The sequence below is a fragment of the Gemmatimonadota bacterium genome, from assembly GCA_016713785.1.
Taxonomy (GTDB): domain Bacteria; phylum Gemmatimonadota; class Gemmatimonadetes; order Gemmatimonadales; family GWC2-71-9; genus JADJOM01.
Map to the genome: position 1 here is coordinate 2161249 of JADJOM010000003.1, position 25809 is coordinate 2187057.

The following is a 25809-nucleotide window of genomic DNA, read 5'->3' on the forward strand; positions in this document are numbered from 1 at the left end:
GGCGCGGAATGCGAGCCAGACTGGACATCCCGGGACGTGCGGCGGGGGCGGGCTCAGCGCAGCCGCGCGAGCGCCTCCCGGCCCCAGCCCGTCACCATCGGATTGGCGAGGCCCCACGCGTCGTGCACCGGGCAGGCATGCTCGAGCGCCCGGCGGGCTTCCTCCCGGCGCCCCCGTGCCGCGAGCGCGGCGCCAAGCACGCACTCCACCTGCGCCGACTCCGGCCGGAGCACCCCGCCATTCGGGGGCTGGGCCTCGAGGTGGGCGGTGGCGCGGAGAATGACCGTGTCGTGCGCGCCCAGCGCATAGCTCACCAGCGCCATCCAGCGGTCGGCATCCGCGCGGCGCCGGACCGGCGTGTCCCGGTTCGACTGGATGACGCTGTCCCCGAAGCGGGCGGCGGCGACGGCCTCGTTGAGGCGGCCGAGCCGGAGCAGGATCGGTGACCGCTGGCCGATGAGGTACGCGGCGCCGAGGGGATCGCGCGCCGCGCCGGCCGCCTGGCCCTGCACGATGGCTGAGTCGAGGTAGGCGAGCCCCTCCACCAGCCGTCCGCGCGCGGCGAGGATCAGCGCCAGGTTGCGGAGGGAGCTGCCGATCAGCGGGTTGTCGGCCGCGAGCCCCGCCCGCAGCCCGGCGATGGCCGCGCGCTCCAGCTGCTCGGCCTCTTCCAGCTGCCCGCGGTGCGCCAGGGTGAGCGCCAGGCGTTCCTGCGCCCCGGCGCGCACGTCGGCCGACGGCTGCTGGACCAGTACCCGCGCCAGGCCGGCGCGCTGCAGGCTCTCGGCCGCGGCAAGGTCACCGGCGTTGCCGAGGGCCACGGAGAGATTGTTGGTCACGGTCTGCCGGTCGGGGTGGTCGGGGGGCAGGCGCGCGGCGAGGATGTCGAGCGTGGCCTGAAACAGCCCGGCCGCCTCCCGCGCCCGTCCCTGGCCCAGGAAATCTTCAGCCTGGGCGTGCAGCCGCCCGGCCACCGCCATGGAATCCACCCCGGGCTGCCGGGCCTGGATCGCCACCAGCTCATCGAGCAGGGCGCGCCGCGGCCCCGGCGCCGCGGTGGCGGTGGCCAGGTCGGTGAGCGCCACCTGCACATCCGGCCCGTCCGGTCCCTGCAGCCGGCGGAAGCGCGCCAGCGAGGAGTCGAACATCGGCTGCGACGCGGTCGACCCGCGGTAGAAGTGCACCACCGTGGCCAGCTCGTGGTAGGTCCGCGCCGCCTCGAGGTCCTCGGGGCCCCGCACCACCCACTGGAGCTCGGCCGACCGGCGCAGCAGGCGCTCGGCGCGCTTGTACTGGCCCCGCGCCAGGTGCATCTGGCCCACCGCGCGGAGCAGCGCCGCCTGCCGCGCCGTGTCGTCCACCATCCGCTCGATGCGCTGCTCGGCCTCGTCGAGGAGCGCCGATACTCGCACCGTGTCTCCGCCCGGGACCTTGCGCGGGTTGGCGCGCTCGAAGAGCGCGGCGAGGATCTGCACTACGTCGGCGCTCACCGCACGCTCCCGCTCGGCCGCGTCGCGCTCCACCCGCAGCCGCCGGGCCTGGGTGGCCGCGGTCAGCGCGAAGCCGAGCAGCAGCAGCGCCAGCAGCGCGCCGCTGCCCACCAGCACCCCGTTGCGCCGGAGATACTTGCGCGCCCGGTACCCCAGCCGGTCCGGCTGGGCCCGTACCGGCAGCCCGGCGAGGTAGCGCTCGATGTCGTCGGCCAGCGCCGCCGCGGAGGGATAGCGGCGGTCGGGCTCCTTCCGGAGCGCGGCCTGGGTGATGACGTCGAGGTCGCCCCGCAGCGCCCGGCGCCGCGCGGGGCCATCCACGACGGCACTGGGGAGCGGGGCGGGCGCGTCGAGGATGGCGCGCTCCAGGTCGAGCAGGGTGCGCCGGGCCGCGGGGAAGGGCGTGCGGTCGGTCAGCAGCTGGAACAGCAGCACGCCCAGCCCGTACACGTCGGTCCGCGTGTCACACGGCTCGCCCCGCAGCTGCTCCGGCGCCGCGTGCTCCGGCGTAAGCAGCCGGCCCTCGGGCCGGGTGGGCCGCACCAGGGAGGCGTCGAGGCCGGGATCGAGCATCCGGGAGATGCCGAAGTCGAGCAGCCGCGGCGTGCCGTCGGCCTCGATGAAGATGTTGGAGGGCTTGAGGTCCCGGTGGATCACCAGCTGCCCGTGGGCGAACTCCACCACCCGTGCCACCCGGACAAAGAGCCGGAGCCGTGCGGCCAGGTCGAGCCCGCGCTCCGTGCAGTACCGGGTGATCGGCACCCCGTCGACATGCTGCAGCACCAGGTAGGGCCGCCCGTCCTCCAGCGCCCCGCCGTCGATGATCGCGGCGATCCCGGGGTGCACCAGGCGGGCCAGCGCCTGCCGCTCCACCCGGAAGCGGCGCACCGTCTCCGCCGTGTGGTAGCCCGGGCGGAGCACCTTGATGGCCACTGCCTGGCGATAGGCGCCATCCACCCGCTCGGCACGATAGACCTCGCCCATCCCGCCCTGCCCCACCAGCCGCTCGACGCGCCACGGCCCGATCCGGGTGCCGGGCGGGAGGTCGCCGGCGCGCAGCGCCGGGTCCGAGGGGCGGAACCGGCGCTCCTCCTCCAGCAGCAGCGGCTCGCCCGAGTGGTGGGCGTCGAGCATGGCAAGGACCTCCTGCTGGGCCGCCGCATCGCCCGGGGCACCGGCGCGCACGAAGGCCGCGCGGGCCTCCGCCGGCAGCTCGAGCGCGCCGGCGAACAGCTCCGCGATCAGGGTCCAGCGCTGCTGGGGGGTCGGGTTGGTGTCGGGCATCCTTGCCACATGGCGAGATTCGCCGCGCCGGACGGACACCGGCGCGCGGGTCAGTCGGGCAGGTCGAGCGCCTGGGCCACTTCCTTGCGGAGCCAGGCGCGCGCGGCGAGCCAGTCGCGCTGGACGGTCTTGCCGGAGATGCCGAGCAGGGCCGCGGTCTCCTCCAGGGAGAGACCGCCGAAGAACCGGTAGCGCACCACCTCCGCCGACCGGGGACTCACCTGCTCCAGGCGCTCGAGGGCCTCGTCGAGCACCACCAGGTGATCGGCCTCCTCGGTGGTGAGCAGCTGGTCGGCGTCATCCAGGGACACCACCTGGGCCCCGCCCCCGCGCTTCTGCCGCAGGCGGCTCCGGGCGTGGTCCACGAGGATGCGCCGCATCGTGGTCACCGCGATGGCGAAGAACCGCGCCCGCTCGGGCTCTCCCAGGCCGGCCTGCGCCGCGAGCCGGAGCCAGGCTTCGTTGACGAGTCCGCCGGTGTCAAGGGTGTGGCCCACCCGCTCCCGCCGGAGCAGCCCGCGGGCCAGGCTCCGGAGTTCGTCGTAGTGCAGCGCAATGAGGTCCGCCGCGGTGTCGGGCATGGCGCCAAGATGGGGCGGAATCGGGAACGCTTCAAGCCACGCCGGCTGACGCGGCCGGCCGGCACGAGTATTCTCCCGTACCGGCCCTCACCCGAGAGACGCATGCGCCACCCCTTCCTGCTCGCCCTGCTCCTCCCCGCGACCCTCGCGGCGCAGGACTGGCCCCTGCACGGCCGCGACCTTGGCGGGCAGCGCCATTCGCCCCTCACGGCCATCACCCCCGCGACGGTGGGCCACCTGGCGCCGGCCTGGACCTGGCACAGCGGGGTGACCGCCACCTTCCAGGCCACCCCGATCGTGGCCGGCGGCGTGATGTTCGTCTCCCTGCCGTACAGCGGCGTGGCGGCGCTCGACGCCGCCACTGGCCGCGAGCGGTGGCGCTACCGGCACGCGTCGCGCAGCGAGAAACTCTGCTGCGGGCCGGCCAATCGCGGCGTCGCGGTGGCGGATGGGCTGGTGTACGTGGGCACCGTCGATGGCCGGCTGATCGCGCTCGACGCCGCCACCGGCGCCGTGCGCTGGGACGTGACCGTGGCCGAGTACGCGGGCACCACCGAGGCCTCGAGCCAGCTCCGCGCCGATGATCCCCTGGGCCAGGTCGGCGCCACCGGCTCCACCGGCGTGGGCATCAGCGCGGCACCGCTGGTGCACGACGGACGGGTGTTCGTCGGGATCGCCGGCGTGGGGTACGGCCTGCACCCCGACCAGGGGCTCGCGGTGGTGGGGGTGTCGGGGCAGTACGGACGCCCCGGCCTGATGGCGGCGTTCGATGCAAAGACCGGCGCGCGCCTGTGGCAGTTCGACGTGACCGCGGCCGGCTGGGAGGGACCGTACACCGCCAACGCGGCCGGCATGCCGCTGCATCGCGACCTCGCGGCGGAGCGCGCCGCGGCGCCGGCGCACGCGGAGGCGTGGAGATACGGCGGCGGCTCCATCTACGCGACCCCGGTGATCGACCGGCAGCGCCACCTGCTCATCTTCGGCACCGGCAACCCCTCGCCCCAGATGGCCGACGCCTCCCGCCCCGGCGACAACCGGCACACCTCGTCGCTGGTGGCGCTCGACGAGCGCACCGGCTCGCTGGTGTGGGCGTACCAGCAGGTACCGCACGACCGCTGGGGCTACGACGTGGCCAGTGCGCCGGTCCTGCTCGAGGTGACCCACGGCGGCCGCCGCGTCCCCGCGGTGGCGCAGGCCAGCAAGCTCGGCTGGGTCTTCGTGCACGATCGCCGGGACGGGTCCCTGCTGTTCCGCTCCGACGCCTTCGTCCCCCAGCGGAACCTGTTCACCCCGCCGCAGCCGGGCGAGGGCGTGGTGGTGGCGCCCGGCATCGCCGGCGGGGCCAACTGGTCGCCCTCCGCCTGGGACCCGAGCCTGCAGCTGTTCTACGTCGGCGCGCTGCACCTGCCCACCCGCTACATCGCCCACCGGGTGACCCGGCCCGACGGCAGCGTGCTCGAGTACGCCAGCACCCAGAACACCGGCGAGGCGTGGGGCACCCTGACCGCGCTCGACCTGGCCAACGGCGGCCGACTGGCCTGGCAGGTACGCACCCCGGAACCGCTGGTGGGCGGCGTGCTGGTGACGGCGGGGGGACTGGTCTTCTCGGGGGCGGGCAAGGGTCGCTTTGCGGCGTTCGACGCGTCGAGCGGGCAGGAACTCTGGTCGTACCAGGCGGAGGCGGGCGTCAACGCGCCGCCCATCAGCTATGCGGTGGGTGGCCGGCAGTATGTGGCCGTGGCGGCGGGCGGCAATGCGCTGTTCGGCTTCACGCAGGGGGATGCGGTGGTGGCGTTTGCGATAGGGCGATAGGGCGGTAAGGCCGCCGAGCCGCTATTCCACCGTATGCACCACCGCCGGTGCACGCACCAGCTCCCCGATCTCCCCGGCCAGGCGGTCGACCGCGGCCCAGTCGGTCCCGTCCCAGTCGCGGCTGGTATCGGTGGGACGGCCGGTCTTGCGGCTGATCATCTGCATGATGAACCGGGTGAGCATCCCGTACCGCGTGTAGTTGAGCGCCCCGGGCAGGGAGCGGGCCAGGCTCGGCGTCCAGCCGGTCAGCCGCTGGAACGACGCCTCGTACTTCCGTGCCTCCGCCGGCCCCGCGGCCCAGTCGCCGATCAGGGCGCCACACACCGAGACGAAGACACTCGGCATCGCGGAGAGTCGCTCCGCGTTGGCCCGGGCAAACTCCACCAGGTAGGGCTGGTACTTGCCGTAGCGCACCGACCCGGCGATCACGTAGCCATCGTACCCGGCGAGCACCGGCCGCGCCGGGAGCTGGTCGCCCTTCCAGGTGGTGACCCGGTGGCCCGCCACCGTCAGGTTGCTCGCGAGCCGCTCCACGATCCGGCCGGTCTGGCCGTGGGTGGAGCCGTAGACCATGAGGATGCTGGACATGTCGCCTCCCCTGCCGAGCGGACGGGCTTCCCCGGATGGCATCGTACCTCCCGGTCCATGAAGCCGGAGACAAGGCGGGAGTAGATTCCCTTAAGCCCATGCCCGATCCTGCCGCCACCGCCGCACCTCCCGCGCACCACCCGCTGGCCTCCCGGCGGGCGCTGCTGGTGGCCGTGCTCGCCGCCCTGCTCGCCCTGGTGCTGTTTGCCGAGCAGGCGCGGGAACCGATGCTCGAGCTGGCCGGGGTCATCCAGCGGGTGGAGGCGGCCCACCCCCTGACCGCCATGCTCCTGGTGGTGCTGTTCGCGGCGGTGAGCGCCATGCTTGCCTTCGTCTCCACCGCGGCCATCGCGCCGTTCCTGGCCACGACCTTCGGCACACCGGTCGCCGGCCTGCTGCTCTGGTCGGGCTGGCTCCTGGGGGGCATGCTGGCCTACGCCATCGGCCGGACCCTGGGGCGTCCGGTGATCCACCGGCTCGCCTCCGCGGCACAGCTCACCCGCTACGAGGAGTTCGTCTCCCACCGCGCCCCCTTCGGGCTGGTGCTGCTGTTCCAGCTCGCGCTTCCCTCGGAGATTCCCGGCTACCTGCTGGGGCTGGTGCACTACTCCTTTCCCCGGTACCTCCTGTCGCTGGCGATCGCGGAGCTGCCCTGGGCCCTGGTGACGGTGGCCCTGGGCGCGGGCGTGATGGAGCGGCGGGTGGCGCTCGTGGCCGGCATCGCGGTGGCGGCGCTGGCGCTCAGCGCGGGGACGTACCGGATGCTGCACCGGCGCCTCGCCAGGGGGTGACCGGCCGCACAGCCCCGACGTACCCCGCGCACACCCCCACGGTGACCACGCCCTGTGGCGCCACGCCCGCGCTCCCGCCGCCGTGCATCCTGCGCCGCCCCGCCGCCGCCCGATCCCGCGACGGCCGCCAAGGAAGCGCTTCGGAAGCAACCGCTTAGCGGTTCGGGTCCGGGAGTTGCTACTCCAGGGGGTCGACCCCAACCCCGGAGCACGGTGGTGATGGCGGAGATCAAGGTGCGCAACGACTCAGGGAGCGAATTCTCCTTCAGCAGTGTCGAGGAACTCGCCGACGCGATCCGGAGCGGGGGCGTGACCGCCGCCTGGGAGGTGTTCCATTCCGCCGCGCAGCGCTGGCTGCCAGTGACCCGGCATCCCGCCTTTGCCGCCTGGAGCGCGGCCCGGGAGCGTGCGTAACTCCGCACCACGCGGTATCGTAGGAGCCCGGCAACCCCAAGGGCGCCCCTTCCATGACACGATCCGCGTTCCACCCCGGCACACTCGCGGTGCTGGTTCTCCTGCTGGCAGGTCCGGCACGATCGCTCCCGGCTCAGGCCGGCCCGGTGATGTTCCGCGGCGACGCGGCGCACACCGGCGTCTCGGCCGCGCCCCTCTTCACCGGCCAGGGCGGCATCGTCTGGCGTCGGCAGCTGGGCGGGGCCATCCGGAGCACGCCGGCCGTCACGGCGGGCCGGATCTACGTCGGCGCCGGAGATGGAACCCTCTACGCCCTCGACCGTGCCACCGGCCGCATCGTGTGGCGCTTCGCCGCCGGCGACCCGGTCACGGCCTCACCCGCGGTGGCCCATGGCCTGGTGATCGCCGCGACCCACGCCGGCCGCTTCTTCGCGGTGGATGCCGCCACCGGCCGGCTACGCTGGTCGCGCCACGCCGGCCCCGCCCTCCCCTTCAATACCTATCCCGCCGGCGCCTGGGATCTCTGGGCCTCCTCCCCGACCGTCTCCGGCCGCACGGTGATCCTGGGCGGTGCCGACGGACGGGTCTATGCGCTGGACCTCATGACCGGCGCGGTGCGCTGGACCGCCAATACCGGCGGGCGGGTGCGCGCCAGCGCGGCCATCGCGGCTGGCACGGTGGTGATCGGTTCGTGGGATGGGCGCGTCTACGCCCTGGACCTGGCCACCGGCGCCGAGAAGTGGGTGCACCGCACCATCGGCGATACGCTCGACTCACAGGCCTTCGGCTTCGACCGGCGCGCCATCCAGGGCTCCGCCGCCATCGACGAGGGCCGGGTCTTCGTCGGCTCGCGCGACGGCGGGCTGTACGCGCTGGACTTCGCCACGGGCGAGCGACTGTGGCGCGCTACCCACCGCGGCTCCTGGGTCTGCGCCTCGCCGGTGGTGTCCGGGAGTGCGGTGTACGTGGGGAGCTCGGACGGGCAGTTCGTCCAGGCGCTCGACGCCGCCACCGGCACGGAACGCTGGCGCTACGCCACCGGCGCCAACGTGCTCAGTTCCCCCGTGCTCGCGGGGCAGCGGCTGGTGGTGGGCACCGAGGCCAACGATTCTCCCTGGGGCGACCTGCTGGCCCTCGACCCGGCCACCGGCGCCTTGGTGTGGCGGCTGCGCCTCGAGGAGGCGCTGTACGGCTCCCCCGTGGTGGCCGACGACAGGATCTACGTGGGCACCGACGCCGGGGACCTGCTCGCCATCGGCGAGACCGCGCCCGCGCCCGCCCGGCTGGCGGTCTACTACGACTCGGTCCTGGCGCCGCGGGGGATGATGCCGGGGGCGCGGCTGGCGCGGGAGTACTTTGCGGGACTGGGCTACGAAGTGCTCGATGGCGCGGCGCTCGGGAGGTTCTTCGCGGCGCAGCTGGCCGACGAGGCGCCGAGCGTCGTGGTCTTCGCGCTCGACGCATTGCCAGAGACCATCCGCGCGGACACCGGGCGGAACGGGCGGTGGCAGCGCTACCTCGCCGCGGGCGGCAAGATCGTCTGGCTGGGGCCACTCCCGGGAGCGCTGGTGTGGGACTCCGCCGGCACGCCGCTCGGCCACGACCTCTCGCTGGCGCGCGGGCTGGCCGGGCTCGAGACCGACTCCACCGACTGGAACGAGTATCCCTCACGGCCCACCGCGGAGGGGGAACGCTGGGGCCTCCACGGCCAGTGGCGCGGCGACATGCCCACGGCCCCCTCGGTGGTGACTCGCGTCCTGGCCACCGACACCGATGGCTGGGCCACCGCCTGGCAGGTCTCGTTCCGTGCCGACCGCCCCTGGGCGGGCTACGTGCAGCTCTGGGGCCTCGGCGCCACCGTCGAGCGGCTGCCCATGGTTCGCGCCGCGGCGGAGTACGGGCTGTTGCGGCGGTTCCAGGGGCCCTGAGCGGCGGCTACTGGACCGTGATGGTCTGGACCCGGGAGTTGTTGGCGGGCGCCGGGTCCGCCTGGACCGAGGTCAGGCTGTACGTCGTCGGGTAGCTGCCCGGCGCATCCGCGCCCAATGTCACGGTGAACGTGAAGGATGCCCCGCCACTCGCCACTCCTGGCAGGTCACAGCGCACGCCCGTGACCGGGTCTCCGCTGCAGCCCAGCACGCCCGTTGAGCTCACGTAGTGATACCCCGCGCTCGCGGGCATCGCGAAGCTGCTGCCCACCGAGGCGTCCGGGCCGCTGTTCCCCACCCGGAACGCGAGCGTAAACAGGGCGCCGCCGGGGACGACCGGTGGGGCGCTGGTCACCGAAAGCTCGAGATTGGCGCTGCCGTCGTTGTCAGTGATGCTGACGGCCACATTCGACAATCCGGCCGGCGCATACAGGGGATCGGTGCTGGTCACGGTGTGCATGACCTCGTCGGCCTGCGGTCCGGGCTCCACCAGGATGTCGTCCACGGCCATCACCGTCACCGACTTCGGCAGACCCCAGTCGGCGGTCAGGAAGGTCACCGGCGCCATGGACTGCAGCTGCCCGAGGACGGACGCCGGGCTGACGGTCACGCTCGCGGTCGGGAGGTGCTGGAGGCAAATGGCGTAACCCGCCGCGGGCCCGCCTTCCGCGACCGCGAGTGTGGCCGGGGCGAGCGAGACCAGCGGGATCGGGTTGTACCCCACGAGGTACGTGCTGCCCGCCGGCGCAAAGAGCCGGTACCCTCGCCCCAGCCCCGGGGAGAGCCCGGTCAGCTTGGTGAAGGCGCCGCGCGGCAGCGGCGATTGGTCCAGGATCAGCGGCAGCGCCTGGCCGCAGGTGCCACCGGCAAAGGGGGCCACCTCCCGCAGGGTGAAGCTGCCGGCAAGCAATACCTGCCCGGCCACGTCCAGCACGTCGTAGCTCCCCGCCGTCTCCCCGGCCACGTCGAAGATCATGCCTGACGCCGGATCCATGGTGAGTGAGGTCGCCGTGAGCACGCCGACCGGGGCGCCAGGCTCGAGCGAGGCACTCACCAGGGTGACGTCCCCGAGCGCGCCGGTTCCCGAAACCACCGCGTTCTCGACCCAGAGCCCACCCGTCTGCACACCGCCCGCCTCGCTGATGTACTCGGCGCCGCTCAGGATCACGTGGGGTATCGAATGCCCGCCGTCGATCGTGCCGGCGTTCCGCAGGAAGCCCGTGTTCCGGACCAGCCGGAGGGTGCCGCCCTGGGCCTGGATCGTGCCGGCATTGGTGACGCTGTCGAGGTCCAGGTCGGTGACGCCGGCAAACTTCTGGACCAGGCCCGCGTTGGCGAGGCTGGCCCCCTGCACCAGGAGCGTGTCCGTCTGGGAGTAGAACTCGAGCGTACCTTCATTGCGAAGCACGCCGCCGGCGGGGGCCTGCAGCCGCAGCGTGCCGCCGGTCGGCCCCGCCCGGGCATGCACATGGACCCCGGGCCCGATATCCCCCTCGAGGATCGAGGTGCCGCCGTAGGGATCCAGGACGGCAACCCCCTGCAGCGCGGTGTTGCCAAGGTGCAGGGTGCCGCTGTTGACCGCGAGGTCTGTCCCCGTGAATGAGCCACCGGTCCACCAGACATCGAAGACCGTGTTCCCCCCTCCTCCACCGAATGTCAGGAGGCTGATGCCCGAGATGCCCCCGCCCTCGAGGTATGCGCTCGCGGCGGGCGCGGTCGCTATCACGTGCACGCCGGCCGCCATCTGGACCTGGCCGGCGTTCCGCAGGGCCATCGGGCCCGTCAGGGTGATGTAGGTCCCGACGATGACCGTGTCCACCGCGAGCAGCCCGCGGTTCACCAGGGAATCCACGGTGATGTAGTTGGTGGTCAGGGGAAGCGTGGCCCCCAGGTGGACGGTCCCATCGATCACCAGGGCGTCACCCGTCAGCGTTCCATCGAACCCGTTGGTGGCCATCCGGAGGGTCCCGCCGAGCGCCACCTGCACCTCCCCGGTTACGGCAAGGGTGCGGGCCGCCCCCGCCGGCGTGAAGGTCAGGGTGGCCTTGGCGGCGGCGAGCCCGCCCCCGACCCGCAGGACCGCCACCGTGGCATCAGTCGTGAGCGTCACCGTGTACGGCACCTTGCCGAGGGCATCGAGGCAGACCACCGAGCCCGCGCGCGGTACCCCGGCGGGGGTCCAGTTGCCGGCGACGTTCCAGTCACCGCTCACGGCGGCCTTCCAGCGCTTGGCGCACGGGAGGACGGCTGCCGCGACCCCGGCGGGCCCTGAAGCCACCGTCGGCGGGCCGACTGGGGCCGGGGCATTGGGGTCAGGGGCACAGGCCAGCAGGATGGCGGCGGCGAGGGGGGCCGCCCGGCGAAGCTCGAGCATCGGTACCGCTCCTCCATGGGGTCCTGAGGCATGGCGGCATTTCCCTGCGGCACCGGACATCCCGGCCCCCGCGGCCCGCGCCCCCTACGGGATGCTCCAGCCCGCACACCGCGATGCAGCCGTCCCGAATCGAGTCGCCCGATGGACTTGTGCCGTTGCGGCCCAACGACTTAGGCGAGGCCCACCGCTTGCGTTGACACCCGGCGTAGCGCAACGCTGCGCACGGCTGGTTCATGGTTGGTTCACCGGCGATCACTATCATTGCATTCGCCATTCGGCCTTTCCCCACTCTTCTCAAGGCTCCCCCGTTCATGCCATCCACCGCACGCTCCCGGGGCCTCGGCCTCGTCCTGGTCCTCGCGCTGGCGACCGCCTGCGCCGATCAGCCCTCGCCCACGGCCGCCGTGGACACCCCGTTTAGCGGCCTGGCCCAGACGGCATCGGTTGATGTCGTGGTCGGTCCGTACACCATCACCATCACCGACCTCGGCGTCCTCCCCGGCGGCACGTACTCGTCAGCCTACACGCTGAACAACACCGGCCTCATCGCCGGCGTGGCGAGCAGCCCCACGGTCAACCTGGGCCCCGCGCTGTGGCGTACCGGCACCATCACCGCGATCCCCAACTACAACGGGGCGGGCGTGCTGATCCCGGTCCGTACCAATGACGCGGGCGAGGTGATCCTGAACGAGGACATCGGCGGGACCTCCATCAACTACGCCATCTGGCGTGACGCCGGCGGCGCCTACCACCGCCTGCCGCCGTTCCCCGGCGGCGACAGCCTCCGGGTCACGGCGCGGGGGATCAACACCTCCGGCCGGATCGTCGGCATGGTGCGCGAGCCCAACCTGACCATCACCACCCATGGCGTCCTGTGGCAGAACGGCGCGTTCCTGCAGGACATCGGGGCGCTGGCGGGCTACGCCAGCACCAACCCACAGGATATCAACGACGCCGGAAGCGTCGTGGGAATCAGCACCAACACCACGACCTTCAGCTCCACCGCGTTCCTCTGGCAGGCCGGCGGCTTCACCAACCTCGGCGCGCTCTCCGCGGGCGCCGCCTCGGCCGCCCTGGCCCTCAACAACACCGGGACCATCGTCGGCACCAGCAACGGCGGCTTCCCGGTGCGCTGGGTGAACGGCGCGATCCAGTCGCTGCCGGTGCCCGCCGGCGTGATCCAGCCGACCCCGGTGGACGTCAATGACGCCGGTGACATCGTCGGCTGGGGCACGTCCACGGCGCCGGGCGTGCTCTACGCCTCGGCGTTCTGGCGCAACGGCCAGGCGATCCTGCTGCCGCCCTGGCCCGGCGCCACCCAGACCCTGGCCCGCAGCATCAACAACAACGCCGAGATCGTCGGCGAGGGTCCGCTGGTGCCGGGGGGCCCGGTGCACGCGCTGTCGTGGAAGATCACGACCGGCGGCACCCCGGGGAATACGGCTCCGGTGGCCACGCTGGCCGCCACCACCTCGACCACGATCCGCCTGAACGGCTCGGTCCGGATGGCGGGCACCTTCACCGATCCGGACAACGGCCCGTGGCGCTATTCCTTCATCTGGGGGAACGGCAAGACCAGCGGGACCAGCACCACGGCCGGGACGATCACCGCCACCCGCAAGTACACCAAGCGCGGCACCTTCACGGTCCGGATGCTGGTGACCGACGCACAGGGCGCCGCGGACACCAGCAATGTGGTGACGGTCACGGTTCGGTAGTCGCGGGCGGAGGTCTGACGGGCAGGACGGGGCGGCCGGCGTGGTTCAGCCGGCCGCCCCGTGACTTACAGCAGCAGCAGCGACGCCAGCCGCGGGGCCGCGGAGAGCGCGCGCCCGGCGAGCCGTTCCATCAAGGCGCGGAGCCGTGACGGACGGGCCTCCGCGGCGACCAGCCGGCGGCGGCACCGCTCCAGCGCGCGCCGCAGTTCAGCCATGCTCCGCCACCGCCTCCCCGGCTCGCGCGCCAGGCAGCGGTCGATGATCGCCGCCAGCCGCTCCGGCACCTCGGGCGCGAACTGCCGCAGCGGCGGCGCATCCCACACCGTCCGCTGCACCGCGCTCCCCATGGTGGTCTCGCTCACGAAGGGCAGCCGCCCCGCCAGCGCCTGGTACGCCACGAGCCCGAGCGAATAGATGTCGGTCCGGGCGTCGGCGTCCCAGCGCGCGAGCACCTGCTCCGGCGCCATGTAGGCCGGCGTCCCGAAGCCCTTCGCCACCTCCGAGCGCGAGTGCTCCGAGGTCCGGAGCGTCGCCACGCCGAAGTCGGTCAGGAACACCCAGTCGTCGTCCTGGTGCAGCAGGATGTTGGCTGGCTTCACGTCACGGTGGATCACGCCCCGCTGGTGCACGTGCGCCAGCGCATCGACCACCGGGATGAGGAGGTTGAGCGCCGAGCGCACCGCGAGCCGCTCCACCCGCTCCAGCCGGTCGGCCAGCGACTGCCCCGGGATGAACCGCAGCACGGTGAGGGTCAGTCCATCCTGGTGGAACGAGCCGTAGCAGGGCACGACATGCGGATGGGCCAGGTCCCGCGCGATCCGCGCCTCCCGGCGGAACCGCTCCCGGTTCTCCAACGACTGCCCCTCGGCGGGATCGAGCAGCTTGAGGGCCACGTGCCGCCCCTCGTGCAGGTCCCAGCCCAGCAGCACCACGCTCATCCCCCCGCGCGCAATCAGCCGCCGCACCTCATACCGGCCACCGGTCAGCCGCGCCACACCCGCCCCCCACCGTTCCAGCTCGGCGGCGGGGGACATCGGCTGCGGATCGGTGAGGACAGCGGGCATGCCTGCTCCAGAGGGTCTGCCCGGAGACAAGGCAGGCGCCGTGCCCGATCCGGGATTCTCAACTCTTTGTGGGACAATGGGTAGCGGAAGGCCCGGAAGGCAGATCGTCCGCTACTGGTATTGGACGTCCCAGAAGCGGACATGGTTGCAGGGGAGGCTCGGCCGGAGGCTAGCTCACCACAGCACGGACGAAGTCCCGCAGGGAGGCCGGTTCCAGCACCTCCGCTTCGGCGCCGTACTGCAGGATTTCGCGGGCCAGCCAGCGGGGGTCGGCCACGGGGAGCCGCACCAGGTAGCGCCCATCCGGCCCCTCGCTCCCGTCCGGGTACAGCTCCCGGATCCAGCGGGCGATCACCGGGCTGAATGCGACGGTGGCGGTCACGGCGCCGTCGGCGGCGAGGAGGTCCCGGACACGGGTCACCCGGCGAAGCTCCTTCCGCGGCTCGAAACCCTCCTCGAGGGCGCGCGCCCCGAGCACCCGCTCCACCCGGAAGTGCCGCGGGGCGCGGGCCCGCTCGCACCAGGCCACCACGTACCAGGCGCGCGCCGCCTGCACCACCTGGTGCGGGTGCACGACCCGGCTCGACGGCTCGCCACCGCTGCCGCAGTAGCGCAGCTCCACCTTGCGTCGCTCATCCCGGGCCCGGCGGAAGAGCGCGAGCAGCGGCGCCACCGGCTCGGCCGGCGTCGGCCCCATGGCCCAGCTGCGCTCCACTTCGGTGACCGGCGGCGCGGCGGCGAACCCCGCCCCGAGCTTCCCCGCGAGCGCGGCGGCCCCGCGGAGCCCGGCCAGGCCCACCAGCAGCGCGAGCGCCTCGTCATGGGAAAAGCGGAGCGGGCGCCGGAACGCCCCGCGGCTGCTCAGGGTGAAGCCGTTGGCCACCAGCGCCACGCTCAGGCTGCTGAGCCACGGCTTGTAGCTGTCGGTGAGGCTGAGGAGCACCTGCAGGTCCGCCTCCAGCAGCTCCTCGGACAGGCCGAGGGCGCGCGCGGCATCGCGGTAGCGCACCGGGCGGCCGGTGTCACGCTGTGACATCCACGCCACCAGCGCCACCAGCCGCTGCACCTGGGTCTCGGCGAGCTCGGCCATCAGGCGTACAGCGCCCGCACCCGGGCGCGCTCCGTGGCCAGTCGCGTCACGAACTCCGCGGGCCCGAGGATCTCGGCCTGGGCGCCGAAGGGAAGCAGCCACCGGAGGAAGGCCTCCGGGGCGCGCACGTCGAACTCGAGCACCGCGCTGCCATCGGGTTCCAGCGACTCGATGACTCGCCCGAGTCCCTCGGAGAGGGTCCAGCGCGAGTGGGGGAACGCGATGCGCACCTGCACCGCCGTTGCCGGGCCGTCGGACAACTCCCACGGGGCGCGGTCGAGGTACTGCTGCACCGAGAAGCCGGGCGGAATCTCGAACCGGGCGTCCGCGCCGTCGAGCAGCGCGGCGGCGCGCATGCGGTCCAGCCGGAACACCCGCAGGGCGTCGCGGTCGCGCGCGCGGCCGATGCAGTACCAGTGGCCCCAGGTGAGCATCAGGCCGTACGGCTCGATGTCGCGCTCCGCCTCCTCATCCCGCCGGATGGCGTAGTAGCGGCACCGCACCGCGAGCCGCCGTTCCACCCCCTCACGCAGGGTGCGGAACACCTTCTCCGCCTGGGCGCCCACCGGATGGGTCAGCACCACCTCGGCGTCGCCGGCGGCCTGGACCGGCAGGTCGAACGAGAGCTTGCGGAGGGCCGAGGCGGCGGGGGCGCCGAGGGGGGAGCTGCCGAGGGCGAGCACCCGCTCCGCGGCCCGGCGCAGGATGGCGAGGTCGTCGGGCTTGAGGCTGATGCTCGGGATGGGGTAGCCCTGCCGCGGGCGGCCGGCCGCCGCGGTGAGCTCGAGGTAAGGGAGATAGAGGTCGCGCGGCCGCAGCCGGTACGCCTCCACCTCCTGGTCGGTGTGCTCCGCCTCGACCTTCTGCGCATCGGGGGCGATCACGATGCCGAGCGCGCGCAGGCCTTCCTTGTCGCGCTCGAACTTGCGCCGCACCGCCTCGCGGGTGGCCTGCGATCCGCCCAGCCAGTCGGCGCGGTAGTCGTCCACCTCGCTCAGGATCTGGTTGCGGGTGACGGCATAGCGGCGGTCGAGCAGGAAGGCGAGCAGGTTGAGCCAGCGCTCGGTCCGGCTCACCCGCCGGACCGTCGTCGGCTTCCGCCTGGGCCGTGTCACCGGACCGCGCTCCCATCGTGCCGCATCACGTCTCCCCCTGTCATCCGGCGGCCGCGAAGGCCACCAGGTGAACGATCCGGTCGGCCACCGCGAGCCCCGCCCCGACCACCTCGCGGCTCTCGAGCCGCAGCGTTTCGCCACCCCCGACGCCGGGAAACCGCTGCACCGGCGCGGCCCCAACGGCGGCCAGGAAGGCCTCCACCGCCGCGCGATCCGCCGGGGGGCCCGATGGCCCGGGCTGGTCCATCGCCTCGAGCGCGTAGCTGCGGAGCAGCTTCTCGAGCACCGCGGCAAAGGTGACGGGGTCCTCGAACACCTCCACGCCCCGGACCATCCCGTTGACCGCGAAGACGGCGCCGCACTGCCCCGGCGCCGGCGCGGCGCCCTCCGCATAGGCCGCCAGTGCCTGCTCGTGCTGCTGGAATACGTCCCCCAGCGACTCCGTGGGACTCTCCACCCGCAGGTGCACGGCCATCCGCTCCACTTCCTCCCAGACGCCGCCCTGGTCCCCGCGGTACGCGCGGTCGCTGCGCAGGGACTGATTCACCTGCCGGATGTTCTTCCGCCGCCCCGAGGCATGCATGGCCTGCTTCGAGTCGCTGCACTGGGGGCTCTGCCACCGCCACCGGCCGCGCTCCACGCAGGACACCGGAATCGCCACCGTGCTCCCGGCGGCCACGAGGATGGAGACATTGGCCACCCGGTTCTGCCGCGCCCCCACCAGCTCCTCGCCATCGATGATCAGGACCGGGTGTTCACCCAGGTTGCGGGCGACGAGGGTGGGCACGCTACCCGCCTCGGAGACCTCGGTGACCTCGAGCCGGCCTGATGAGAGGGCGGTGCGCAGGGTGACATACTGCGGCCCGCCGGCGTCGCTGTCCAGCAGCGGGAAGAGGGTGAGGTTCTGGCGCGTCGTCGGCACGCCAAGGCGCAGCCGGGCCAGGGTATCGACCACCAGGGACATGGAGCCTCCTCGGGGTTGGGGCGGTGGCGACAGGGTGCCACCGGCCCAACCCTAACGGCCCCCTGGGACACTCACCCCACCCCCGGGCACCACCCCACCGCCCGGTAGCCGCAGAAGCCGCACTCCTCGGGCCGGTCGGTGAGCGCGGGCTCGCCGGCGCGCATCCGCTCGGCCCGTTCGCGCACCGCCGCCGCGGCCTGCGCCACCTCCCCCGGCGTCACCGGCCCCCCGACCTGGAGGTTGGTCCCGGTAAAGTGGAAGGCAAACTGCGTCACCGGCCTCCCGGTGATCGCCGCGAGCGCGGCCAGGTAGACCTGCCGCTGGGGCGCGTACCATCCCGCCTTGTGGCGCGCCGTCGCCTCGTCGGGCCCGCCTGTTTTCACGTCGAGGATGGCGTACCCGCCGGCCCGCCACGCCACCAGGTCCATCTTCCCCTCGAGCGCCACCCCGGGCCCCACCAGGTGCAGGAACGGCAGCTCCCGCCGCGCCTCGGGCGCCGCGCCGAGCGCGCGATAGCCGGGATCGGCGAGGATCCCGTCGATCTCGGCGCGGAGCCGCTCACGATAGCCCTGCCCCTCGGGGGAGTCGGGCGGGGCGCCGCCGGGTCCCAGCGGCCGATCGCCGCCTCGAGCGCGGTCTCGTACTCGAGCCCCTCACGGGCATGCTCCAGCACGTCATGCACCAGCGACCCCCGCGCCACCGCGCCGAGAAAGGCGCCGCCGCTCCGCTCCACCGCCGGCTCCCGCAGCCCCGCCACGTAGCGCAGCCACCGGCGGCGCGGGCAGCGCTCGTGGGCCATCAACTCCGTGGCGGAGTGGCGGCCGCGGCCCGCCGACACGGTGAGCGGCGGCAGCGGCGCCGGGATCTCCACCGCCGGCAGCGGCGCCGGCGCGGCCGCATCGGTCGGCGCACCCTCGAGCGCCACCGGGCGCACGGCGCCCTCGTGGTGCCCCGACCGCGCCTGGAAACGAAAGCGGTCCTTCCGCTCCCGCTGGAGCAGCGGCAGGATGCGCGCGGCGGCCGATTCCTTCTGCTGCTCCCCGGTCTGGAACCCCGACACCACCAGCAGGTCCCTTGCCCGGGTGGCCGCCACGTACCAGAGCCGCTTCCGCTCCGCCAGCGCCTCGGCCTGTTCCCCCGCCAGGAGCGCCAGGTACGCGGCGTCCTGCTCCCTGGTCTCGAGATCGGCATCCTTGAGCGCCACGCGCTCCCGGCCCACCAGCAGGCTCTCTCCCCGGTCCTGGGGCGGCATGCGGCCCAGGTCGGCCCAGAAGACCACCGGCCACTGAGCCCCTTGGCGCTGTGGATCGAGGTGATGGTGACCACCTCGTCCTGCGCGCCGTGGAGCCGGGCCTCACCGATGCGGTCGCCCCGGCGCCGGACCTCCTGCACCATGCGGAGGAAGTCGCCGAGCCCGCCGGCGCGATGCGCGCGCGCGAGACCCAGCAGCTTCCGCACGTTGGCCACCGCCTGCCGCCCCGCGTCGCCGAAGAGCAGCAGGTGGGCCAGGTATCCGGTCCGGTCGAGCAGCAGCTCCAGCAGCTCCGCGGTCGGGATCCGGTCGCGGAGCGGGGTCAGCTCCTCGATCAGCGCGGCCGCCCAGCGGAGCAGCGGCGCCTCGGCGCACACCACCGTGGTGAGCGCCGCGTGGAATGATGGGGCCCCGCGCGCGCCAGGGCCAGCAGCGTCTCGTCGCGCACCGCCACGCAGGGGCCGCGCAGGAAGCCGGTGAGCGCCAGGTCGTCGGTGGGATCGCGCAGCACCTGCAGCGCCACCAGCAGGTCGAGCACCTCGCGCCGCTCGAAGAAGCCCTCAGTGCGCAGGGCGTAGGTCGGCACCCCCGCCGCGGCGAGCGCCGACTCGTACCGCTCGAGGGAGCCCCCACCCCGGGAGCAGGAGCGCCATCTCGCGCCACGGCGTGCCGGCGGCGTGGAGCTCCAGCGCCCGCGCCGCGATGGCCCGCGCCTCCGCGGCGCGGAGCGGGTCCGCGAGCACCTTCTCGTCGTCCGGCGGCTCGGCCAGGAGCAGTTCCACCACCGGCTCCGCCTCCGGTGGCACCGGGTCACGGCGCGCGTCGACCGGAAGGAACGGCACCTCGAAGGGCTGCAGGGTGGCGCCGTCGATCGGCTGGTCGAGCAGCTGACCGACGGTGGCCTCCACGAAGCCGAGGATCGGCGGGAGGGAGCGGAAGTTGTCGGTGAGCGGCAGGACGCGGCCGAGGCCGCGGGTGGTGAAGTCGTCCTCGACCCGCCGCCACACGGTCACGTCGGCGCGGCGGAAGCGGTAGATGCTCTGCTTCGGGTCGCCCACGAGCATGAGGCGGGTGGTGGCGGGATCGCGCGCCTCGGGATCCCCAGGAGGTAGGCGATCTCCCGCTGGATCGGGTCCACGTCCTGGAACTCGTCGACGATCAGCATCCGGATGCGCCGCCGGATCGCGGCGCGGATACCGGCGTCGCCGGCCAGGAGGTCGCGGGTCCACACGATCATCCGGTCGAAGTCGACCGCCCCTCCCGGTCCAGCCGGTCGCGGATGGTATCACGCGCCAGCCAGGCCAGGTCGAGGAGCACGCGCTCCGCCTCGGGGTGCGCGTCGCGGTGCCGCCGGAGGGCCTCGAGCCGCGACTCGTCGGCCGCCAGCCGCGCCACCCACTGCTCCACGGTGCCGGCGTCGGCGCGCTCGAACAGCAGCCCGATGCCCGGGACCGCCTCCCGCTCGACCGCCTCGACCACGGCATCGTGCACCGCCGTGGCCACCAGCGCGGTGGATTCCCCCTCGTCGAGCACCCGGAGCGCGGGACTCCGCCCCGCCCGCAGCGCGAACTCCCGCAGCAGGTCGCCGCAGAAGCCGTGGATGGTGCCGATGCGCGCGGTGTCCACCTCCCACGCCACCTGGCGCAGCCCCACCGCGCGGAGCTCCTCGCGCAGCTTCCGCTTGAGGTCGGCGGCGGCGGCGTTGGTGTAGGTGATGGCCGCGAGGTCGCGCAGCGCCAGGGGCGCGGGGCAGCGACGGCCCTCGAAGTCCACGCCGAGCTGGTAGAGGATGCGTTGCACCACGGTGGTGGTCTTGCCGGTGCCGGCGCCGGCGGCCACCAGCACATGCTGGTCCACCGCCTCGATGGCGGCCCACTGCGAGGGCGTGGGCGGGCGGCGCGCGCTCATGGCCACCCCGCCTGCACCGGCCCCCCCGCCACGCGGCAGATGTCGATGGCGTGGCAGAAGCTGGGGCAGCCGCACGAGGGCGCGGGCGCCGCGGGGAACCGGCCCGCGCGGGCGCCCTCCACGTGCCGGGCCACCGCCGCGAGCGCCGCCTGGTAGCGCGCCACGTGCTTCGGGTCGGCCACCACGGCGCCCGCCTTGCGGTCGTACTGCGCCAGCTCCAGCAGGTGGTGACTGCCTGGTTTCTTGAGGCTGCGGTACTCCACCCGCGCCACCGTGGCCCCCTCGTGCAGCCGGGCCAGCGCCCAGGCGTAGAGCGGCACCTGCAGTACCACGCCGTCATCCCACGCGCCGGGCTTGCCCGCCCCGGGCGCGGCGTAGCGGGTGGTCTTGTAGTCCACCGCGGCGATGTACGCCCCCGCCGCGAAGCGCTCGTCCACCCCGCGCTCCATGCGGTCCACGCTGCCCCGGATCCGCACCCGCAGGCCACCCCACCTCCAGCACCTGGTCCACGAAGCTCACCTCGTGCGCCACCACCCCGGTGCGGATGCGCCTGGGCGCGTTGCCGCGGTTGCTCGTCTCCTGCGCGTCGTGCTCCTCCGCCTCCCACGTGAGGTACCGGGTGAGCAGGCGGGTGAGTTCCCCCTGGCGCGCCGCCAGCAGCGCCGGGTGCCCCAGCCACTCACCGGCGTCGCCCGCCTCGGTGAGGGCGGCGGCCACCGTCTCCGCCAGCAGCGGGAGCGCCCACGTGAGGTGCCCCGGAAGCAGCCGCGCCGGCGTGCCGAGCTGCACCGCCGCCCGCTCGAAGAACCGCGCCAGGATCCGGTGCAGCAGGGTGCCGCGGGTGAGGTGGTCCATCGCCTCGTCGGGATCGTCCTGCCGCTCCAGGTGGAGCAGCCGCGAGGAGAACCAGCTCCACGGGCACTTGGCGAGCGCCTCGAGCTGGGTGGGGCTCCACTGCCGCTGCTCCCCAAGCTCACGGGCGAGCCACGCCAGCAACGCGGGATCCTCGATCCCGCCATTCCACGGGGAGACCGCCTTCGACTGGCGTCCATGCTCGATCGGCGCGGCGTGCCGCGCCCGGGCCAGGGCATCGGCACCCCGGTAGATCCGCGCCCCCGGCGTCACCACCCGCGTGGCGGGGATCTCCTCCCCTTCCGCCGCGCCGTCCATCCGCGCCACGTCGCCCAGCGCCTCGACGTACGCGGAGGGGACGGTGTCCGCTCCCCCCGGGTCGAGCTGTGACCAGCTGACGGTGAGCTGCCGCTCGGCCCCCGCCACCAGCACCCGGAAGAGCCCCCGCTCCAGCCGGTCCCAGGTGGCTTCCGACTCGAGCGGCAGGCCCCGGGCGGTGAGCGCGGCGCGCTCGCTCTCGTCGAAGACCGGCGACCGGGGCGCGGCCAGCGGCCACTGCCCCGCGGTCAGCCCCACCAGGAAGACCTGCTCGAACGGCCGGTACGCCGCGGCCAGCCCCTCGACCACCTGCACCCCGTCCTGGCTCGGCGTCCACAGCGCCACGTCGCCGTCGAGCAGGCTCTCGGCGCGGCGCCGGAAGTCGTCCACGGTCATCGGCGCGGTGTCGCCCCAGCGGGCCAGCGCCTCCCGCCAGCGCGTCGCCGCGTCCGCGAGCCCGCGCCAGGCGGCGAGGTCGAGCCGCACCACGTCGAGGCGGCCCGCCGGCACCTCCATCATCCGCTCCCGGACGCCCCAGGGATCCTGCTCCAGGAAGGTGACCAGCCAGTCGGCCCATGCGCCGAGGCTGCGCGGCTCATCGAGCGGGGCGGCGAGCGCCGCGAACCGCGCAAAGCCGTCCGCGGCCAGCCGCGCCCGCGCGGCGCGCGGCCGGCCCGCGCGCCGTTCCTCGTCGTCCCCACGCTCCCGGGCCGCCTCGCTCCGGGCCGACTCCGCCGCCAGCGCGGTGAGCGCAGCCTGCCACGCGTCCAGTCCGGAGACCCGCTGCCGGTAGCCGGCGTAGTTGAGCACCGCGGCGTCGAGCCCGCTGGCGAAGTACGGCTGCTCCGCGAGCTCCACCAGCCCGTGGCGCGACCAGCCATCGGCGGCGGCGGAGAGCAGCGCCCGTAGCGCGCGCACCGCCGGCACCTCCACCAGCGCCACCCGGCGCCGCGCCGTGGCCGGCACGCCGAATCGTTCCAGCGCGTGCAGCGCCAGGTCCAGGTACGGGCGCGCCTGCCGCGCCACCACCGCGATGCGGTGCAGCGGCGTGCCGCCGTCCGCGAGCGCGCGCACCCGGCGCGCGACCTCCTCCAGCTCACGCTCGGCATCCGGTGCGGCGATGGCCTGCACCACCACTCCCGGCACCTGTTCCTGGCGCTCGGTGAACAGCCGGGTGGCGAGGGCGTGGCCGCTACCGAGCGGCTGGACGATGGCGGGGAGGTCGGGGCCCAGGTCGAGCGGTTCGGCGGAGTAAATGACGATGCGGTCGAGGGCGGACGACCGGCAGAGCGCGCCGAGCAGCGCGCGCCAGCCGCCGCGGAGGTCCTGCAGCCCCGCGAAGCGGATCTCGCGCCGGCCGCCGAGCCGCTCGGTGAGCCGCGCCGGATCGGCGATGGCCAGCGCCACGTCGAGCAGCCGGTCGCGGCCGTCGCGGCGCCCCTCGCCCTGCAGCAGCGCCAGGTGGTCGCGGTAGAGCGTCGCGAGCTCGGTGTCGCGCGCGGCCTCGAACTCCCCCTTCCCCGCCGCCGGCGCCACGGCCGCCTCGCACGCATCGGCCGTGATCCCCTCCGACAGCAGCTCGCCGAAGAGCCGATCCACGGCGCCCACAAACGCCTCGGGGTTGCGAAGGCGGCCGAGCGGGCCGCGGCTCCCCCGCCGGATGAGCATGGCGAGGATGGTGGAACGCTGGAAGTCGTCGCAGGGGCGGCGGTCGGTGGCGCCGAGGACCTCGGGGAGCTGCTGGAAGGTGCAGAGCGGCGGGTCGAGCCAGCCGGGGTGGCCGCGCTCGGCGGCGAGCCGGATCAGGTCCTCGCGGAGGCCCCCTGCCGCAGCGCCAGGAGGTAGGGGGCGAGGGGGGAAGGCCGCGGGATCCTCCGGCGCCGGCGGCGCCAGGAACCCGTCAGCCGCGTGGAGCAGCAGCTCGCGGGGGTCGGTGCCGTGGAGGAGGAGGAGGGAAGCGGGCATGAGTTGGCGGCTCGGCGAAAGGTCGCGGGCGGGTCAACGCGACCGGGAAGTTGACGTCGCCGGGGCGGTGCGCCGTCGCCGCTCGGGGACAGGGAGCCTGGACCGGGATTTCACGGGATCGCCAACGGGCAGGTCCCAGGGCACCCCGGCCACGAAGCCATCGTGCGCGGCGGCGACAACGCGTTCTGACGGCCAGTCATCGACATCGTTGCCGTCACCCCAGATCGGGCGCCCGCAGACCCAGTTGGTGCCAGAGGCGATGTACAGGGCCTCGGTCTCCATTCGGCGACGTAGAGCACGGGGTACCTCCCCGGGGCGGGCAGAGCCCGCAGATTGATGGCGAATGCCACGGCGCTGTCCTGCACCCGCGACGGGAACTCGCGCGCCGCGGAGTGGTTCGTGGTGCGGCGTACCCCCCCGGGAAAGCGGCTTACGGTCCACCCGGAGGCTAGCCAATCTACAGCTCACGCGGCGCGGCGGCGTCTCCCGTCCCCCAGACCCTCCCGCGGAAGCCACGGTACGGATTGTACATAGCCGGTCGCCGTGGCCCCTAACGCCCTGGTGACGCCGCCCCCGTAGCATGGCGGAGGAGGCCAGCAGGCGACCCGGCCCTCCTTCCGACAAGGCTACACAACAAGGGGAAGCCCATGCAGCTCACGCGACAGTTCTGGGGAATTGGCGCCACCTGCCTCCTGCTGGCGGGATGCGGCGCGGAAGTGATCACCAGCGATGGGGCCACTGATCCGACACTCACGACGCCGGGCGCGGATGGGTCCGGGACCGGCTGGCACCTGCTTGCCCCCAAGGGCAGTGGGCCGGCAGAGATCAACGCCTCGACCCATGCGCCCGGCCTCCAGGCCATCTTCGCCGCCAGGATGTGGGACGATCAGGCGGGGACGCTGTGGCGCTTCGACCTGCGGACCAACAGCTGGCGCCAGTTGACGGCCACCAACTGGCCGCTGGGGAAGTACCGCAACCTGATCTATGACGCCCCGAATCGCCGCCTGCTCACCTACTGGGACGGGCTGGGCCAGGTCTACTCGATCCCGGAGACCGGCGGCGCCTGGATCCCCGAGGGATTCGCAGGCAACCTGGACCAGTACTATGAGGGTTACGCCTTCTTCAATCCGGTGAGCCGCCGGTTGTCGGTCTTTGCCGGCTACGGCTTCGGCGCCTGGCAGGACCTGCTCTGGGAATGGGATGGTGCCGGCAGCCAGTGGGTCAATACGCCGCAGTCCTCACCGCGTCCGGCGCCACGCTTCGGGCATGGGCCCTCCACCGTGGCGGTGGATGAAGGCGGCAAGCGGGCCTTCCTCGGACAACGCTCCCTCGGCGCCGCCAGCGGTGGCTATGACGACCTGTGGAGCCTGGACCTCCGCACCAACACCTGGCGGAACCTCATCGCCCCGGACAGTGGCGCGAATGCGCGGCTGGGAAGCGCGCTGGCGTACGCCAGTCGCACCCGGTTGCTCTACCGGTTCGGCGGTTGTTCCCCCATCGGCGGCGCCGGCGTCTGCTCCACGATGACCAATGAGCTGCGCTCGGCACGGCCCGGCAGCGCCAGCCCCGCCTGGACCCGCATCAGGAACACTGGTTCACCGCCGAGCCCCCGAACCCAGGCCGGCCTCTACTATGACGCGCCCCGGCACCGGCTGATCCTCATCTCCGGGCTCGATGGACAGTCCTGGCAGGACGATGCCTGGAGCTACAAGCTCCCGTGACCTGGGCCCGCTGAGCACCGCACGACGGGCTGCCGTCCGGCAGCCCGTCTGGCGCCCTGCGCCACCCTGGCGCATCCTTGGCCATGCCAGCGGCTCGACCCCGTGCGCCGCGTCCCGGCGACCGTCCGCCCCGCCACACCGAGAGCCTGACCGCCATGTCGGCCCACCCGTCCCACCACGCCCCGCTCCGCCTGCGCCTCCTCGGCGGCATGCGGCTTCATCGGCCGGGGCCCGGCGGGGCGGAGGTCGTGCTCGGGCCCGGGAAGGCCTTCGCGCTCGTCGCGTACCTCTCCTGCGCGCCGCACCAGACCATCCGGCGCGAGGAAGCGGTGGAACTGCTTTGGGCCGATCGCGACGTCACCCATGGCCGCAACTCGCTTCGCCAGACCATCTGGACCCTGCGGCAGAGATTCGGCGACACCGTCATTACTGGCGACGACGACACCGTGACGCTCTCCCCCGATATCGTGTCCGACCGGGACGAGATGCTGCAGGCGATCGAGCGGGCGGATCCGGCGGCCGTTGTCGCACGCTATGCCGGCCCGTTTCTTCCCGCCTTTGCCGTGCCCGGCGGACTGGC

General features: G+C 73.6%; 22 protein-coding genes. 6 read left to right on the top strand and 16 right to left on the bottom strand.

Annotated features, from left to right (window positions below):
* Window positions 1-53: 53 nt before the first annotated feature.
* Window positions 54-2774: a serine/threonine protein kinase gene (locus IPJ95_17735; protein MBK7925445.1), complete on the bottom strand. Its 2721-nt coding sequence runs from the start codon at window positions 2772-2774 to the stop codon at window positions 54-56.
* A gap of 50 nt (window positions 2775-2824) precedes the next feature.
* On the bottom strand, window positions 2825-3355 hold the full coding sequence (locus IPJ95_17740; protein MBK7925446.1) for a sigma-70 family RNA polymerase sigma factor: 531 nt from the start codon (window positions 3353-3355) through the stop codon (window positions 2825-2827).
* Window positions 3356-3457: 102 nt separating this feature from the next.
* Between IPJ95_17740 and IPJ95_17745 the strand changes: the two genes are divergently transcribed.
* Window positions 3458-5167 (top strand): PQQ-binding-like beta-propeller repeat protein, encoded by a 1710-nt coding sequence (locus IPJ95_17745; protein ID MBK7925447.1) that lies wholly within the window; start codon window positions 3458-3460, stop codon window positions 5165-5167.
* Between the two features lie 21 nt (window positions 5168-5188).
* Here IPJ95_17745 and IPJ95_17750 read toward each other — a convergent pair whose 3' ends face one another.
* On the bottom strand, window positions 5189-5755 hold the full coding sequence (locus IPJ95_17750) for a hypothetical protein (GenBank protein ID MBK7925448.1): 567 nt from the start codon (window positions 5753-5755) through the stop codon (window positions 5189-5191).
* Between the two features lie 98 nt (window positions 5756-5853).
* Here IPJ95_17750 and IPJ95_17755 point away from each other — a divergent pair, with 98 nt between their 5' ends.
* From IPJ95_17755 to IPJ95_17765, 3 genes are all read left to right on the top strand, one after another.
* Window positions 5854-6546 carry a VTT domain-containing protein gene (locus IPJ95_17755; GenBank protein MBK7925449.1) on the top strand — a complete coding sequence of 231 codons (693 nt, stop codon included), beginning with the start codon at window positions 5854-5856 and terminating at the stop codon, window positions 6544-6546.
* Window positions 6547-6765: 219 nt separating this feature from the next.
* Window positions 6766-6960: a hypothetical protein gene (locus tag IPJ95_17760; GenBank protein ID MBK7925450.1), complete on the top strand. Its 195-nt coding sequence runs from the start codon at window positions 6766-6768 to the stop codon at window positions 6958-6960.
* 53 nt (window positions 6961-7013) lie between these two features.
* Entirely contained in the window at window positions 7014-8888 is a 1875-nt protein-coding gene (locus IPJ95_17765) for a PQQ-binding-like beta-propeller repeat protein (GenBank protein ID MBK7925451.1), read from the top strand.
* A gap of 7 nt (window positions 8889-8895) precedes the next feature.
* On the opposite strand, the gene IPJ95_17770 is transcribed toward IPJ95_17765, so the two are convergent.
* A complete protein-coding gene (locus tag IPJ95_17770; protein ID MBK7925452.1) occupies window positions 8896-11262 on the bottom strand; it encodes a hypothetical protein in 2367 nt (788 codons plus the stop codon).
* Between the two features lie 311 nt (window positions 11263-11573).
* On the opposite strand from IPJ95_17770, the gene IPJ95_17775 reads away from it, so the two are divergent.
* Entirely contained in the window at window positions 11574-12980 is a 1407-nt protein-coding gene (locus tag IPJ95_17775) for a hypothetical protein (GenBank protein ID MBK7925453.1), read from the top strand.
* 65 nt (window positions 12981-13045) lie between these two features.
* On the opposite strand, the gene IPJ95_17780 is transcribed toward IPJ95_17775, so the two are convergent.
* The 12 genes from IPJ95_17780 to IPJ95_17835 all read right to left on the bottom strand — a co-directional run bounded on the left by IPJ95_17780 (window position 13046) and on the right by IPJ95_17835 (window position 23508).
* Window positions 13046-14044: a serine/threonine protein kinase gene (locus tag IPJ95_17780; GenBank protein MBK7925454.1), complete on the bottom strand. Its 999-nt coding sequence runs from the start codon at window positions 14042-14044 to the stop codon at window positions 13046-13048.
* Between the two features lie 169 nt (window positions 14045-14213).
* Window positions 14214-15134 carry a WYL domain-containing protein gene (locus tag IPJ95_17785; protein MBK7925455.1) on the bottom strand — a complete coding sequence of 307 codons (921 nt, stop codon included), beginning with the start codon at window positions 15132-15134 and terminating at the stop codon, window positions 14214-14216.
* Complete coding sequence (locus IPJ95_17790) at window positions 15134-16249, bottom strand: WYL domain-containing protein (GenBank protein MBK7925456.1); 1116 nt, start codon at window positions 16247-16249, stop codon at window positions 15134-15136. Before IPJ95_17790 ends, IPJ95_17785 begins: the two co-directional genes overlap by 1 nt.
* Window positions 16250-16289: 40 nt before the next feature.
* On the bottom strand, window positions 16290-17213 hold the full coding sequence (locus IPJ95_17795; protein ID MBK7925457.1) for a hypothetical protein: 924 nt from the start codon (window positions 17211-17213) through the stop codon (window positions 16290-16292).
* A gap of 71 nt (window positions 17214-17284) precedes the next feature.
* Window positions 17285-17659, bottom strand: a complete 375-nt coding sequence (locus IPJ95_17800; protein ID MBK7925458.1) for a PD-(D/E)XK nuclease family protein — start codon at window positions 17657-17659, stop codon at window positions 17285-17287.
* Window positions 17593-18492 (bottom strand): PD-(D/E)XK nuclease family protein, encoded by a 900-nt coding sequence (locus tag IPJ95_17805; protein MBK7925459.1) that lies wholly within the window; start codon window positions 18490-18492, stop codon window positions 17593-17595. The genes IPJ95_17800 and IPJ95_17805 overlap by 67 nt, the downstream gene beginning before the upstream one ends.
* Before the next feature lie 307 nt (window positions 18493-18799).
* Window positions 18800-19051, bottom strand: a complete 252-nt coding sequence (locus tag IPJ95_17810; GenBank protein ID MBK7925460.1) for a hypothetical protein — start codon at window positions 19049-19051, stop codon at window positions 18800-18802.
* Complete coding sequence (locus IPJ95_17815) at window positions 19026-19529, bottom strand: UvrD-helicase domain-containing protein (protein ID MBK7925461.1); 504 nt, start codon at window positions 19527-19529, stop codon at window positions 19026-19028. The genes IPJ95_17810 and IPJ95_17815 overlap by 26 nt, the downstream gene beginning before the upstream one ends.
* Window positions 19475-19702 (bottom strand): UvrD-helicase domain-containing protein, encoded by a 228-nt coding sequence (locus tag IPJ95_17820; GenBank protein ID MBK7925462.1) that lies wholly within the window; start codon window positions 19700-19702, stop codon window positions 19475-19477. Before IPJ95_17820 ends, IPJ95_17815 begins: the two co-directional genes overlap by 55 nt.
* The gene (locus tag IPJ95_17825; protein MBK7925463.1) at window positions 19699-20373 is read right to left on the bottom strand and encodes a UvrD-helicase domain-containing protein; all 675 of its coding nucleotides are present in this window, start codon (window positions 20371-20373) and stop codon (window positions 19699-19701) included. Before IPJ95_17825 ends, IPJ95_17820 begins: the two co-directional genes overlap by 4 nt.
* Window positions 20370-20810, bottom strand: a complete 441-nt coding sequence (locus IPJ95_17830; protein MBK7925464.1) for a PD-(D/E)XK nuclease family protein — start codon at window positions 20808-20810, stop codon at window positions 20370-20372. Before IPJ95_17830 ends, IPJ95_17825 begins: the two co-directional genes overlap by 4 nt.
* Window positions 20710-23508, bottom strand: coding sequence for a PD-(D/E)XK nuclease family protein (locus IPJ95_17835; protein MBK7925465.1), 2799 nt, complete (start codon window positions 23506-23508; stop codon window positions 20710-20712). The genes IPJ95_17830 and IPJ95_17835 overlap by 101 nt, the downstream gene beginning before the upstream one ends.
* A 647-nt stretch (window positions 23509-24155) precedes the next feature.
* On the opposite strand from IPJ95_17835, the gene IPJ95_17840 reads away from it, so the two are divergent.
* Window positions 24156-25229 carry a hypothetical protein gene (locus IPJ95_17840; protein MBK7925466.1) on the top strand — a complete coding sequence of 358 codons (1074 nt, stop codon included), beginning with the start codon at window positions 24156-24158 and terminating at the stop codon, window positions 25227-25229.
* The last annotated feature ends 580 nt before the right edge of the window (window positions 25230-25809 follow it).